The following is a 14,372-nucleotide window of genomic DNA, read 5'->3' on the forward strand; positions in this document are numbered from 1 at the left end:
CCCGTGCGCGCCAAAAATGCGCCGGGCGGTCCGCGCGGCTTCCATCAACCTGAATGGGACGCGCTGGAAATATCTCGCAGCTTGCAGGAGAGCCGCCGAGGGAACAACAAAACTCTTCAAGCAATCCAGAATGCGACAACCAATGGATAAATCAACTAAAGCAGAATATTATTACAACACCATCAAATATTGTTACCTCAATAACACCAAAGCAGAAATAATATATCTATAGAAGTACAATTCATTGACGCTCTTGAGATTGTTTATATCTTAAGAATTTGGGGCTTGTGACGAAAATTATTCTCGTCTGAATTTGATGGGGGAGTCTCGTTAAAAAGGTCCGCCGAATGACATATCACACCGATTTGCCAACACGCATGGAGGCCGAATTACAAGCAGAGATCGTGCACCTCATTCCATCGGTAAGGTCGTTCTCGCGTTCGTTTCATCTGCAGAGCTACGACTCCGACGATCTCGTCCAGGAAACACTGACAAAGGCCGTCGCCAAGCTGGATCAGTTCTCTCCGGGAACGAATATGAAGGCATGGCTGTTCACGATCATGCGCAACACCTATTGCAGCAACAGCAGGACTGCAAAACGGGAATTGCCCGACGCCGATGATTGCGCCTCGCACCGTCCATCGGTCGATGCGCCCCAGGACTGGGTCCTTCTTGGCAAGCAAGTCGCCGCCGCGGTGAACAGGCTGCCTGCGCAGCAACGCAAGGCGTTGATCCTTGTCGGCGCCCTTGGGGTGTCCTACAAACGCGCCGCCGCTCTCTGCGATTGCCCCAAGGGCACGATCAAGAGCCGCCTCAGCCGGGCGCGGGAGAACCTGCTGAAGGAACTTGAGGAGGACGAGCGGGGTTCAGGTCCGCTGGCCGGCGCCGTGCCGAAAGGCGATACGGTGCCGGCGCGAACTCCGTCGTTCCGTCGCCGGCACCGATGATGCGGTGTCACGCAGGGCGTCCGCCGCCGGGCTGCGATATGGCGGCAAGGGTTTGCCCCGCGATGCCGCCATCCCTGGAAACCGCCAGGTCGCCCAGCGACAGGATTCCGACCAGGCGCTTGTCCCGGTTCACCACCGGTATGCGCCTGATCTGCTGATCTCCCATGTTGCGGCACACATCTTCTGCTTCTTCGTCCTCGAAGCAATATTTGACTTGCCTGGTCATCACGTCGCCGACCTTCGTGTCGGGCCCCTGCCCGCGAGCGATCGCCCGAATGGCGATATCGCGGTCCGTCAGCATCCCCACGAGCTTGTCGTTTTCGCTGACGGGAACGACGCCGGCGTCGATTTCGGCCATGATCCTCGCCGCTTCCTGAATGGTCTGGCCAGGGTCGGTCAGCCTCACTTCAGGTGTCATTGCCTGACTGACTTTCATGGTTGCCTCCTTATGGGCTTCAGGGAAATCGAACGGCCTGCTTCCAAGTGATGCCGCGAGGTGCCTTTTTGCAGCCGCTATGCGCGCATCTGTCGCGCATATCGCGCTCGCTTTCGAACCGCACAACGACCGCTAGCTCAACGCCAGAAACGCAAGGCCCAGGCACAAAAGCGCGATGCCGGCGAGATCGCCTGCAAAGAGTGCGCGCTGCCATCGCTTGCGCAGGATGATTTCGCCCTGCCGGACGTCCTGCCCGGCATGGGGGCGCTCAACCGGATTCGATATCTGGCTCTTGCCAGCCATTCCAACCTCCCTGCAAGCTAATGCGCGAGGCGGGCGATTGGTTCCAAATCGCGTCGGGACGAAGTCGCTTGAAACGCATTTCGAGCCGCCTCCGAAAGCCGGGGTGGCAAACGCATCGGTCTCAAGCCCATGAAACACATAACTGTTTTCGGCGGCACGGGGTTCTTGGGCCGACGCATCGTCGCCCAGATGCTCAAACGGGATTTCACCGTTACGGTCGCCGCCCGCCATCCGCGCCGCGATGATCCATCGCTGTCGCCCAAGGCCGGGATGCGCTTCGCCAAGGTCGACATTCGCGATCAAAAAGCCGTCGAAGACGCGATAAGAGGCGCCTATGGCGTCGTCAACGCCGTCTCACTCTATGTCGAGCGCGGCGACCTGACATTCCGCTCGATCCATGTGGAAGGCGCACAAGGGCTGGCGAAAAGCGCCCGGCGGGCCGGCGTCGACCGCCTGGTGCACATATCCGGCATCGGAACCGAGCGCGGATCTCCTTCAGCCTATGTGCGTGCCAGGGCCGAAGGCGAAGAAGCGGTGCGCGACGCCTTTCCGCGCGCCGCCCTCATTCGTCCGAGCGTCATGTTCGGCGAAGCGGATGCCTTCCTGAACACCCTGTTTTCCTTGACGAAATGGCTGCCGATGATCCCCCTGTTCGGCAATGGCGAAACGAGGCTGCAGCCGGTCTATGCAGGAGACGTCGCACAGGCGGTCGCCGAGGTGATGGCGTCGCCGGCCGGCCCCGAACCGGTCTACGAACTGGGGGGGCCTGACGTGCTTACATATCGCGACATCCTGCGGGAAGTCCTGCAATGCACGGGACGCCGGCGCCTGCTGCTACCTGTCCCGATGACCATCTGGGATATGCTCGCTGCCGCCGTATCCGTTCTGCCTTCACCGCCGATTACCGAAGGCCAGGTGGCGTTGATGAAGGCGGACAATGTCGCAAGGGCCCGATATCCCGGCTTCGAGGAACTGGGGATCCGGCCGAAATCACTGGCTTCTTTCATGAATGTATAGGCAACGGGCGGACTGAAGGCGAAAGCATCCGCACAATCTGGAACATGCGCGCGACCTGATCGTTGTTAAGGAAAGCAACAATCGGGGAGAGCGGAAATGCGCGAAATCGATCGCAAGGAAGTCAAGGAAATCATCGATTCGACCGACAACGAGATCATCGTCGAGGTCCTGAGCGAAGAGCAATTCACGAAAGCGCACCTCCCGGACGCCATCAACGTGCCTTTGGGCGACGGTTTCGACGAGAGGATCCAGAAAGCCATCCCGGACAAGTCCCGCACGGTGATCGTCTATTGCCAGAACCTGGACTGTCCGGCTTCGCCGAAGGCAGCGAAGCGGATGGACGCTCTGGGCTACGAGAACGTGCTCGACTACGCGGCCGGCAAGGATGACTGGAGTGCCGCCGACCTGCCGATGATCAAACACCCGAATACGTAGCCGGAGGACGGTCGATGCTGATAAATGCCAATAGCGTGATCGGCTGCCGGATCGCGGCGAGCGACGGCGATATCGGCAGCATTCGCGACATTCTGTTCGACGACCATGCGTGGACCTGCCGCTGGCTGGTGCTTGATACCGGCAACTGGCTGCGAAAGCGTCTGGTGCTGGTACCCACGGATTTCATAGACAAGGCCGACACCGACGCGGGTCGGATCACCGTCCGTACCGACCGTCAGGCCATCGAGGCCGGGCCGCATCCGGATCGGCATGAACCGGTCTCGCGCAAGATGGAAAGGGTGCTGCTGGAACATTACCGGCTGGAACCGTATTGGCGCCTTTGGCCCTATTATCCCAGCACGCCGGATGACGCGGAACGCCCTGCCCAGTCCGACATGACGGAAAAATGGGACATAGCGGCGACGGCGGAGCGCACGGAAGAAGACACGCATTTGCGTTCGGTCAATGAAGTCGACGGCTACGCGATCGCCGCCAGCGATGGCGACATCGGACACCTGGAAGACCTGATCCTGGACGAGGATGGGTTTGCCATTCGCTACATCGTGGTGGACACGAAGAACTGGTGGCCCGGAAAGAAGTGTCTTCTCCTGCCCCGCTCGATCCGGGCCATCAGCTGGTCGACGAACCAGGCCAGCGTCGACCTGACGCGCAAGCAGATCAAGGACGCGCCGGAATATGATCCGGGGGTACCGATCGACCGGCTCTTTGAGAAGCGCTTCTTCAATTACCTGCAATTTACGCCCTACTGGCTATAGGACCGCTGTCCGACCGGCGGCGATCGCCGGTCAGCCGTGAATGAGCAGAGCCCCCGGGTCGGCCAGGTTCCGCTTCACGGTATTGACGAAACGCGCCGCCTGGGCACCGTCCAGAACGCGGTGATCGAAGGCAAGGCAGACCGGCAGCATCAACGCTATGCGCGTATCATAGTTGTCGAGGCTCCCTTCCACGACCTGATGCAGTTCGGCGCGGGCAGCACCGAAAATCGCAACCTGCGGCGGACTGATAAGGGGCGAAAATCCGGTGCCGCCAATGCTGCCGATATTGGTCAGGGTAATCGTGGCGCCTTTCAACATCTTCGGCTTTGCGCGCTGATTGCGCACGGTATCGGAAAGCGTAGCCAGTTCCCTGGCGAGTTCCGCAATGCTTTTGCTGTCGGCATCGCGCACGACCGGCACCATGAGGCCGCGGTCGGTATCGATGGCAACGCCGACATTCACCGCCTTCTTAAGCAGGATCTCCTCATTGTCCGTGTCCAGCACGGCGTTGAATTCGGGATGCTCGCGCAATGCGCCTGCCAGCGCCTTCATCAGGAAGGGCGTTACGGTGAGGCGAACGCCTTCAATCTCCGGCTCGTGTTCGCGGCGCAAACGCTCAAGAGCGCTGATGTCGACACGGTCATGGTGAACCACATGCGGGATGTCGCGCCATGCCTGCGCCATCCGCCGCGCGATCGTCCGGCGAACGGAACGAAGCGACCGCCGCTCGGCAATATCATCGTCACGGCGATCCTCCTCGCCACTTTCGCCGGCGCCCGAAGTGTCGTCCCCGGCATCCTGTCCGGCGTAGGACCGCACGTCGCGCTCGGTGACGCGGCCATCTTTACCGCTTGGCGAAACCTCGTCGATGTCGACACCAAGTTCACGGGCAAGTCCGCGTACGGCCGGCGTTGCCTTGACGCTTTCCCCACGGCTCTCGCCATCGTCCGGTGGACTGCCTTTTTCGGGCTCGGGGGCGCTATCTTCATGTCCCTCTTCGGCCCCGGCACCTTCGGCCTCCTCCGCTTCCCGCTCGCGGTCAGGTTCGGGCCTCTTGTCGTCTTCAGGCTGTTTCTCCTGCGTTTCGGCTTCGTCCGCCGGCGTCTCGGCGGACGTTTCCTCGTCGGTTTCGAAGACCATGAGCACGTTGCCGACTTCGACGATATCCCCCTTGCCGACCCGGATTTCGGCTATGCGCCCGGTGACAGGCGACGAGATGTCGACAACCGCCTTGTCGGTCTCCACTGCCAGCACGTTGTCGCCTTCTTCGACCATTGCGCCTTCCTTGGCGAGAATCTCGACGATCTCGGCTTCATGGATACCCTCGCCGGGGTCTTGCAGGCGGAATTCATAGCTCATCGATTTCCGTCCTTTCTGGAACGCTATAGCCAATCGACATTCGGGATTTAGCGACGCCGATATGCTCAAGTCATTGATCCTGGAGCGATTTCCTTTCACGAAAGCCATCCCGCCTTCGTGAAAAGCGCTCTAGAATTGACGAACATATTCGGCAGCCTGGACGATCCTCCCCGCATCCGGCAGATAGGCCTGCTCGCGCGCGAAATACGGCATGTGCACATCCGGGCCTGCGACCCGCGCAACGGGCGCCTTCAGGTGCAGGAAGGCTTCTTCTCCCACGCGGGCGGCGATCTCGGCGGCCGGGCCGTATGTAAGCGGGGCTTCCTGCACGACGACGCAGCGCCCAGTGCGGGACACCGATTTGGCGATGGCGGGATAGTCGAGCGGAGACAGTGACGTGAGATCGATCAGTTCGACCGACACGTCCTTTTCCGCAAGCTGGCTTGCCGCTTCGCGGGCGCGCCGAGACATCGCCCCCCAGCTGACAATCGTAAGATCCTGCCCCTCCTGAACGATCTGGGCGGGGCCGATTTCGGCGACCTCCTCGTCCTCCGGCACTTCCTCGCGAAAGGCGCGATAGCTCGCCTTCGGTTCGAAAAAGACCACCGGGTCGGGATCGCGGATGGCGGCGACAAGCAGGGAGCGGGCGTTTCTCGGTCCCGACGGCACGACCATTTTGACGCCGGGCATGTGAGCATAAAATGCCTCGCGGCTTTCGGAATGGTGCTCCAGTGCCCTCACGCCGCCGCCATAGGGCATGCGAACCGTCATCGGAATACCGAAACGACCCTGCGATCGCCAGCGCATGCGCGACGCATGGGACTCGATCTGGTGGAAGCCGAGATAGGCAAAGCCGGAGAACTGCATTTCAGGGACCGGGCGAAGGCCATTGATGGCCATGCCGATCGAAAAGCCGAGTATGCCGCTTTCCGCAAGCGGCGTATCCATGACCCGATCCTCGCCGAACTCCTCGATCAGGCCCTGGGTCGCCCTGAAGATGCCGCCGTCTACCCCGACATCCTCGCCGAGCACGTATACCCGCTCGTCGGCTGCCATTTCCTGTTTCAGCGCAAGATTGATCGCCTCGATCATCGTCAGTTCAGGCATCCGACGGCACTCCCGGCGATCCGCCCGCCTGCATGCGCCTTTTCTGGCGCTCCAGTTCAGCCGGCATGTCGCTCATCACGTGGTCGAAAAGCGGCGCGACCGCCCCCAGCTCCTCGATCCGCTTTTCCGCCTTCTTCCAGGCAGCATCGATGGTTGCGGATACCTCCTCTTCCATTTCCTGAAATCCTCCGTCATCCAGAAGGTCGCGCTTGCGCAGGTAGTTCCGAAAGCGCTCGATCGGATCCTTCTCGCGCCACTCCTCCACCTCCTCGTCGTCCCGATATCTGCCGGGATCGTCGGCGGTGGTGTGCATCTCGAGACGGTAGGTCACGCACTCGATCAGGCTGGGCCGTGAATTGTCGCGCGCACTGGCCACCGCCTTTTGAGCGGCGACAAATGTCGCGAAGACGTCGTTGCCGTCCACCTGCACCCCGTCGATGCCGTAGGCGAGCGCCTTCTGGGCCAGGGTTTCGGAGCGCGTCTGGCGGGATCTCGGCACGGAGATCGCATATTGATTGTTCTGGCAGATGAACACGACGGGGCAGTCGAAGACAGATGCGAAGTTCATCGCTTCATGGAAATCGCCCTGCGAGGTGGCGCCGTCGCCAAAGAAGGTCATGGCGATTTCGTCTTTCCCCTGCCGCCGGGCGCCATAGGCGATCCCGGCCGCCTGCAGCATCTGGGTGCCGACGGGAACCGCATTGGGAAGATCGTGCGCATCTTGCGGGATCGAGACACCCTCATTGTAGCCCGCATCGGCGATCAGCACGTCCGCCAGGTCGATGCCGCGCCAGATGCCGGCGACCGTCTCGCGATAGGAGGGAATGAACCAGTCCTGCGGGCGAATTGCGGAAATCGCTCCAAGCTGTGCGGCTTCCTGCCCGTTCACCGGTGCAAAGGTGCCGATGCGGCCCGAGCGCTGCAGCTTCAGGCGACGCTCGTCGAACCGTCTGCCCAGCAGCATCGTCCTGAGGCCCTGCAAGAGCTGGTCTTCACTCAGGTCCGGCACCAGTTCCTCGTCCACCTCGCCGGACGCATCCAGGATGGAGAGATGAGGTATTGCCCCCTTCGGACCGACTTTGCTCCATGGCATGGCTTATCTCGCTTACTGCTTGCGCCAGAAACGAAGGCGCATGCGGGGCGCCAGCTTCCAGGAGACGATGGGCGTGAGTATCAGCGCGACGATCCCCACTGCCGGAAAGAGAAACTCGGCACGGGCATACAGCGCGGGCGTCACGAGGATCGTCGTGATGCCGGCTCCGGCGATAAGCGGAAACACCATCAGCGCCAGGGCAAGGGATATCATCGTGCGAGAACGCATATTCGACCTCCTCTCATGCGACTCAACGCAGGAGGCGCGACGAGGTTCCAGATGCGGGCAGACGGAAACTGCTCCGACCCCTGTGCGGACCATCGGAACCGACCGGCCGCGCGGCGGGACCGCGAGGCCACCTGGTCAAATGATGTATCTGTCCCAGGAGCCGTATCTGTAGCGAACAGGCCCGCGCCGCACGGACAAAGCCATCAGCGAAATTCCCGCGCCTATGGTGACGAGGAGCCCCGAAACATTCGTATCGATGGCGAATGGCACCAGAACGAGCAGCCCGCCGACAGCCAGATTGAGAAATCTCACGACCCTTGCCACCTCCGCCATGGCAGTGACGGAAATGGAGATGACGAGAGCGCCGGCGATATGGACCGCATTGGCAAGGTCGGTCGTGATTGGCGCGAGCGGCATTAGCATCAGGCCAATGCCGATCAGCAAACTCACCGCGATGTTCCAGGGAACCGAAACGCCCGCCGTCAGCATTTCATGGACGATTTCGGCCGGTGGCCGGGAAAAGTCATCCCGTTCGACGCGCTTGGTCACGTCGGTGTCGCCGGTAAAAAAGATCTTCAGCGCTGGCTTGCCGGCTGCCCGGCGTCGCGCCAGAAAGACGCCGCAGGCGACCATCTCGTCCAGCGAATAGGGAATCTGGGCCAGCATGGCGGCAGCGGCGATCAGGCACAGCGTGCAATAGGTGCCGATGATCACGGGCTGTATGACGATGAAGAATATCGAAATCGCGCCGAGCGGTACGATCATAAGCCCGAAAAGCATGACCAGCCACGGCATGCTGCGCCAGCGATGCGCAGAGCCGACGACGCCAACCAGAACCTCGAGCATGTAGGTGAGCGCTCCGATACCCGCATCGGGCACGGGCCAGGCCCGCGAAACGGCGGACGTGATTATCTGCTCGGTGCCGTTTTCGCCCGGCGCCGTTCCCGGGAAGAACGGATCCCATACATCGTCGATATAGCCGAGCTGGTAGGCGGCGAGGTATCTGGAAACGAACAGGCCGACAAGGGCCAGGATGATGACAGGCAGCCGCTGAAACCAGCTTGAAGGCGAAAAATCCCACCCCGGAGGAATGACCGGGCCGGTTCGTTCCGCGACCGCGGCAATGCCGGGATAGGGCGGCACCAAAACGGCGAAGCCGACGATCAGCGCGCCGACAAGCGTGCCGTTGAGATAGGCGGTCGCGACCGGCGCCCAGAACACCAGCGGCGCGGTCATGACCCAGCACCCGATCGCCGCGCATGCCCAGCGCGCCCAGGCGAACCTGACCGACAGCGACGCGAAGGCGAAAAGAGCGAGCAACAGGCCGCTGACGACGTCGCTCAACACCATCCAGCCGGACTGGTAACCCAGAAGCGGCGGCGAAGTGATCAGCCACGCGGCCATTGCAAGGTTGAACCAATGGGCCCAGATCGCGTTCAGATGCCCGCGCTGGTAGTTCCGCAGATACAATTCCCGCATCCGGTCGGGGTCGTCGACCGTTTCCTCGGCGATGGACAGCCAGTGAGGGGGCGTGATGCCGTTCCGCCGATACCATTTATAAGGGTCCGACTTCAGGTTCTCGACCATGGCCGGAAGCTCTTCCCTCAGGGAGTGCGCCGGCGACCAGCCCAGCAGCTTTCCGGCCCTGGAAATGTCGAGGGCGTAGTGATCACTGGCCATGTCGATCATGAACGGCCGGATGAACGGCTTTTCCGAATAATCGAAGTCGTCCGGCACGACAGGTTCGGATTTCTCTTCGATCCAGGCGCCGGCCTTCGCCAGCGCTTCCGGCAGGCGGAACGTCCGCCATTCCTTCTCGCCATGGATCAGTTCGCCCAGCCGGTCCTGCAGCTCGCCAAAGCCCATGACGAACGGTTCGCCGGCAAGGACCGCCGTGTATTCGGGTAGGCGCTGCCGCCGGTCGACCGCCGCCTTGAAGGCCGCGACAAGGTCGTCGCGATGGATCATGGCCTGTCCGGCAAGCGGATCGCCGGCAAAGAGATGGCTCTTGAATTTCCGCTCATAGATCCTGGCGATCTGATGGCTGAGAGTGGGAACCGACGTCTCGGCATCGTAGAGGCCGGCAAGCCGGAGCACGATGGTCGGGATGTCGCCGCGTTCCTTGCGGATAACCTCTTCCGTCGCCGCCTTCGACGCCGGATAGGCCCACTGCGGATCGATCGGATCGTCCTCCGCGATCACGTTTCCCGGCTTGCCCGGCGCGTGCACCAGCATGGTGCTGGAATAGACGAACTGGCCAACGTCGAATTCCTGGAGCGCACGGAGCAGATTGCGGGTGCCTTCGACATTGACCTTTTCGTAAAGCGGATTGTCCTCCCCGGTGAAGTCGAAATAGGCGGCGAGATGAATGCAGGAGGCGATCGTGTCGCCGAAATCGTCCGCGATCCGGCGCAACGCGAATTCCACAGAATCCCGATTGGCAAGATCGAACTCATGGCATGGAAAGGGCGTGCCCTGCGAGGTCAGGTCGAGGCCGACCACCCTGTAGTCGGGCGACAGCGCCTCGCACAGGGAGCGCCCGATAGACCCCGACGCGCCCGTGACGACGACGAGAGGTTTCTGCGTCTTCGTTTCCATAAGCGATATGTCCGGTTCAGCTCATAAGACACCAGCGGCTCACGCCTGGTTTCGATGAAAATTGACAAGGCCGCCATCGAGCAGGACCCGCCTTTCGCGGTTGGTCAGTTCGAACCTCACCTCCAGGGCCCTCTGTCCGCCCAGGTGCAGGCGCAATCGATCCTTGTTGCCTCGCAGCGCACTTGCAGCACCTTCGATGACAATGGTTTGGCCTGAATCGATCCTGTCGAGATCGTCATCATTGTCCGCATTGTCCGCGACGAGGGGCAGGACCCCATAGTTGAGCAGGTTCTGGTGGTGGATACGCGCGAATGATTTCGCCAGCACGGCCCTGAGGCCAAGATACCGCGGAGCAAGGGCTGCGTGTTCGCGGCTCGACCCCTGGCCATAATTGTCGCCGGCAACGATCATATGTCCGCCGGCAGCCTGCTCCGCATTTGCAGGGTAGTCCTCGTCGATATCGCGGAACACGAACTGGGCGATCTTCGGAATGTTGCTGCGATAAGGCAACGCCTCGGCGCCCGCCGGCATGATCTCGTCCGTGGATATATCGTCGCCGAGCCTCAGGATGACCTTCAATTCCAGATGCTCGGGAAGCGGTTCGAACGCCGGCAGGGAGACGATGTTCCCGCCCTTGACCAGTTCTATCTTCCGTCCCGTCTCCCGGCCGGGCGGATACTCGAACATTTCAGATGCAGCCAATCGTTTTCCTGCATCTTCTATGCGCGGAAAAGGCATATCCATTCGGCGAGGATCGGTGATCCTGCCACTAAGGATCGATGCGGCCGCTGTTTCGGGGCTGCACAGGAAAACCGCATCCTCGCGCGCGCCCGATCGGCCGGGGAAATTCCTGGGCACAGTGCGAAGACTGTTCAATCCCTTGGCTGGCGCCTGCCCCATTCCGATGCACCCGTTGCAGCCGACCTGATGAAGCCGCGCGCCGGACGCCAGAAGCGCCGTCAGGCTGCCATCGTCGGCAAGCTCTTGAAGCAGCGTCCGGCTGGTCGGATTGATGTCGAGCGACGTGCCTGCGGCGATCCTGCGGCCACGCACCATTTCCGCTACGACAGCGAAATCGCGGTAGCCGGGATTGGCCGAGGACCCGATATAGGCCTGATGGACAGGCTTGCCCTCGACCTCGCGAACCGACACGACATTGCCCGGGCTTGACGGCAACGCGATCAAAGGCTCGAGCTGCGACAGGTCGATCTCGTCCGCCATGTCGTAGGCCGCGCTGTCATCGGCGACGATTTCCGTCCAGTCCTCGCTGCGGCCGTGAGTCTCCAGGAAGGCCTGCGTCCTGTCATCGGAGGGAAATACGCTGGAGGTCGCACCCAGCTCCGTACCCATGTTCGCGATGACGTGACGGTCCATGGTGCCAAGCGTTTTCAGCCCGGGCCCGTGATACTCAATGATGCGGTTCAGGCCGCCGCTGACACCATGCCGCCGTAGCATTTCGAGGATCACATCCTTGGCGCTGACCCAGTCCGGCATCTTGCCGGTAAGCCTGATGCCCCAGACCCGCGGCATCGTCAGCGGATACGGCACTCCGGCGATGGCCATCGCCACGTCCAGCCCGCCGGCCCCGAATGCAAGCATGCCCAGAGCCCCCGCCGCAGGCGTGTGGCTGTCGGAGCCCAGAAGGGTTTTGCCGGGCACCCCGAACCTGGCCATATGGAGAGGATGGCTGACGCCATTGCCTGGGCGGCTGTAGATCAGGCCAAAGCGCGCAGCCCCACTTCGGAGGAAAACGTGGTCCTCCGCGTTCCTGCTGTCCTGCTGCAACAGGTTGTGGTCCACGTACTGGACCGCTGTCTCGGTATGCGGCGCCGCCAGCCCGAGGGCTTCGAGCGACAGCATCACCAGCGTCCCCGTCGCATCCTGCAGGAGAGCTTGATCCACATGTAAGCCTATCGGCGTGCCTGCTTCGGGTTTGCCTTCGGACAGGTGGCTCCGTAGGAGCTTCTGCGTAACGTTCAAGGCCATCGGCAAGGCACCCTGGCCGGCTCAGCAATGGCAAACGTGAAATCGAACATGGTCGTGCGTCCCGGAATCCGCTGAACGGCACCCGCATCGCCTGTCCACGGATGCAGAGCCTTCAGAACCGAAACGAAGGACCTCCGCTTGTTGTTCCATGTGTCGCGAAACCGGAAGCCATCGCGGGATACCGGTCCCCGACACGCCCGCTATCGAACGAGGCTTGCGGCATCCAGCGGTTCGTCGTCGATGGTCGCCCAAGGGTCCTCCTTTGCCCCCAACCGCCTGAATATGTTCTTGATCCCGTATTTGCCGGCGCGCATGGCACCGGAGAGCGCCTCGTCCCACTCGACCGGCGTCGCAACCGGCGCGTCATCCAGTGCGCGCACTCCATACGGCGCGACGTGGGTCTGGCCATAGGCATTGCGTCCCGTGTCGAGATAGACACGGTCGCCGCGCTTGGCCTTTCGCTGTTCGGTGGTGAGTTCTCCGGGATACCGCTCGGCCAGCCGCCCTGCCAACTGGCGCGCAATCTCGCGAACTTCATCGAAATTCCTGCTGCGGTCGAGCGGCAAGATAACATGCAGGCCTCTCGATCCGGTGGTCTGCACGAAGCTTCTCAATCCCCGCTCGTCGAGTATCTCGCGAAACCGGCGCGCGGCGACCTGGACCTTGCCGAAATCCTTGCCGGGCGGATCGAGGTCGAACACCATCCGGTCGGGGTGGTTCGGGCGGTCCACCCGCGAAAGCCCGATATGAGGAGTAACCATGCCCTGATCCGCCAGATAGGCAAACGTCGCGCAGTTATTGACCAGAACGTATCGGACCGTACCGTCTTCCTTCGGCATTTCCGACCTGCGTACCCAGTCCGGAAAATATTCGGGAATGTTCTTCTGGAAGAAGCCTTCCTTTCCAATCCCGTCCGGGAACCTCTGCATGGTCAGCGGCCTGTCGCGCCAATACGGCAGGGCGACTTCGGCAATGCGTGCATAGTAGTCGGCAAGATCGCCCTTCGTTATCCCGCTTTGGGGAAAGAGCACCTTGCCTGGCTTGGAGACTTCGATCCGGTGCCCGTCGAGTTCGTAAACTCTGCCGGTCAAGATGGCCTCTCCCTGACGACATCCTCTGCCGCCTTGTCCCGCCTAAGCCCGAGAAATCGCGGATGCCGCAGCTTGCCGTTCTCCGTCCACTCGGTGAAACCGATCTCCGCAACCAGATCCGGGCGGACCCACATGGCATCGGTCTCGTCCGGCACAGGTGCGAAGGGAGAGGTCTGGCGTCGCCGGCTCTCAAGGCGCTTGCGGAAGTTCTCGAGAAACGCATCGTCGAAGCCGGTGCCGACCTTGCCGGCATAGCAAAGAACGCCGTCCTCATAGTAGCCGAGCAGCAAGGCGCCGAAGCCCTTTCGCTCGCCGTCAGGCGGCGTGAACCCGCCGATGACCAGTTCCTGCCCCCTGGCGCATTTGAATTTCAGCCAATCTCGCGAGCGCCCGTGGCGATAGGGTGCGTCCGCGCGCTTGGCGATCACGCCCTCCCAACCCTTCCGGCAGGCCGTTTGGAAATATTTCTCGCCGGTCTCGTTGCGGTGAGGCGTATAGCGAAGCGGATCGCGGAAACGCAGGCATTTCCTCAGCAGGCTCTTGCGCCTTCGCAATGGAAGGCCCTCGATATTGCACCCGTCGACATGGAGAAGATCGAACAAATAATAGAACACGGATATGCCAGACGCTCGGGCGTCATCCGCGTCCTTGATCTGCATGCGCTTTTGCAGGCGGGCGAAACTCGTCACTTTCCCGTCGAAGGCAACCACTTCGCCGTCGGCGACAAAATCGTGTAGCGGCTGGCGCGCGACCGCCTCCGCCAGTTCGGGATAAGTCGACGACACATCCTTGCGATTTCTCGTCAAGAGGCGGACACATTCACCTTCGCGAAAGAGCAGCACGCGTTCACCGTCGAACTTTCGCTCATAGATCCACCCGCGATCGGAAAAGCGCTCGTCCGTAAGCGTGGCCAGCATGGGTGCGCGCCAATCCGGGTGGGCGGCCGCTCTTGCCTCCGCGCTGTCGGCATCCTTCGCAAACAGGTCCTCCGCCATC

The 14,372-nt window shown here is 61.6% G+C and carries 14 protein-coding genes; 4 read left to right on the forward strand and 10 right to left on the reverse strand.

What is annotated here, in order from left to right; genetic code table 11:
- The first annotated feature begins 347 nt into the window (after window positions 1-347).
- Window positions 348-947 (forward strand): sigma-70 family RNA polymerase sigma factor, encoded by a 600-nt coding sequence (locus tag H2509_RS10440; protein WP_182164963.1) that lies wholly within the window; start codon window positions 348-350, stop codon window positions 945-947.
- A gap of 7 nt (window positions 948-954) precedes the next feature.
- On the opposite strand, the gene H2509_RS10445 is transcribed toward H2509_RS10440, so the two are convergent.
- Both H2509_RS10445 and H2509_RS10450 read right to left on the reverse strand, forming a co-directional pair.
- Window positions 955-1,383 carry a CBS domain-containing protein gene (locus H2509_RS10445; RefSeq protein WP_182164965.1) on the reverse strand — a complete coding sequence of 143 codons (429 nt, stop codon included), beginning with the start codon at window positions 1,381-1,383 and terminating at the stop codon, window positions 955-957.
- A gap of 132 nt (window positions 1,384-1,515) precedes the next feature.
- Window positions 1,516-1,686: a hypothetical protein gene (locus tag H2509_RS10450; RefSeq protein ID WP_182164967.1), complete on the reverse strand. Its 171-nt coding sequence runs from the start codon at window positions 1,684-1,686 to the stop codon at window positions 1,516-1,518.
- A 129-nt stretch (window positions 1,687-1,815) separates the two neighbouring features.
- Between H2509_RS10450 and H2509_RS10455 the strand changes: the two genes are divergently transcribed.
- The 3 genes from H2509_RS10455 to H2509_RS10465 all read left to right on the forward strand — a co-directional run bounded on the left by H2509_RS10455 (window position 1,816) and on the right by H2509_RS10465 (window position 3,914).
- Entirely contained in the window at window positions 1,816-2,703 is an 888-nt protein-coding gene (locus H2509_RS10455) for a complex I NDUFA9 subunit family protein (RefSeq protein WP_182164969.1), read from the forward strand.
- 96 nt (window positions 2,704-2,799) lie between these two features.
- Complete coding sequence (locus H2509_RS10460) at window positions 2,800-3,138, forward strand: rhodanese-like domain-containing protein (RefSeq protein ID WP_182164971.1); 339 nt, start codon at window positions 2,800-2,802, stop codon at window positions 3,136-3,138.
- Between the two features lie 14 nt (window positions 3,139-3,152).
- Window positions 3,153-3,914, forward strand: coding sequence for a PRC-barrel domain-containing protein (locus H2509_RS10465; RefSeq protein WP_182164973.1), 762 nt, complete (start codon window positions 3,153-3,155; stop codon window positions 3,912-3,914).
- 30 nt (window positions 3,915-3,944) lie between these two features.
- Here H2509_RS10465 and H2509_RS10470 read toward each other — a convergent pair whose 3' ends face one another.
- The 8 genes from H2509_RS10470 to ligD (H2509_RS10505) form a co-directional block, all read right to left on the reverse strand.
- A complete protein-coding gene (locus tag H2509_RS10470; RefSeq protein ID WP_182164975.1) occupies window positions 3,945-5,273 on the reverse strand; it encodes a dihydrolipoamide acetyltransferase family protein in 1,329 nt (442 codons plus the stop codon).
- A 129-nt stretch (window positions 5,274-5,402) separates the two neighbouring features.
- Window positions 5,403-6,380: an alpha-ketoacid dehydrogenase subunit beta gene (locus H2509_RS10475; protein WP_182164977.1), complete on the reverse strand. Its 978-nt coding sequence runs from the start codon at window positions 6,378-6,380 to the stop codon at window positions 5,403-5,405.
- The gene (gene pdhA, locus H2509_RS10480; protein WP_182164979.1) at window positions 6,373-7,473 is read right to left on the reverse strand and encodes a pyruvate dehydrogenase (acetyl-transferring) E1 component subunit alpha; all 1,101 of its coding nucleotides are present in this window, start codon (window positions 7,471-7,473) and stop codon (window positions 6,373-6,375) included. Before pdhA ends, H2509_RS10475 begins: the two co-directional genes overlap by 8 nt.
- A 12-nt stretch (window positions 7,474-7,485) precedes the next feature.
- On the reverse strand, window positions 7,486-7,701 hold the full coding sequence (locus tag H2509_RS10485; protein WP_182164981.1) for a hypothetical protein: 216 nt from the start codon (window positions 7,699-7,701) through the stop codon (window positions 7,486-7,488).
- Window positions 7,702-7,836: 135 nt separating this feature from the next.
- Window positions 7,837-10,299 (reverse strand): vitamin K epoxide reductase family protein, encoded by a 2,463-nt coding sequence (locus H2509_RS10490; protein WP_182164983.1) that lies wholly within the window; start codon window positions 10,297-10,299, stop codon window positions 7,837-7,839.
- Window positions 10,300-10,338: 39 nt separating this feature from the next.
- Window positions 10,339-12,285, reverse strand: a complete 1,947-nt coding sequence (locus H2509_RS10495; protein WP_182164985.1) for an aconitate hydratase — start codon at window positions 12,283-12,285, stop codon at window positions 10,339-10,341.
- A 200-nt stretch (window positions 12,286-12,485) separates the two neighbouring features.
- Entirely contained in the window at window positions 12,486-13,376 is an 891-nt protein-coding gene (gene ligD / locus H2509_RS10500) for a non-homologous end-joining DNA ligase (protein ID WP_182164987.1), read from the reverse strand.
- Entirely contained in the window at window positions 13,373-14,371 is a 999-nt protein-coding gene (gene ligD, locus H2509_RS10505) for a non-homologous end-joining DNA ligase (protein ID WP_182164989.1), read from the reverse strand. Before ligD (H2509_RS10505) ends, ligD (H2509_RS10500) begins: the two co-directional genes overlap by 4 nt.
- Window position 14,372: the final 1 nt, after the last annotated feature.

This window comes from Stappia albiluteola (genome assembly GCF_014050225.1).
GTDB lineage: Bacteria > Pseudomonadota > Alphaproteobacteria > Rhizobiales > Stappiaceae > Hongsoonwoonella > Hongsoonwoonella albiluteola.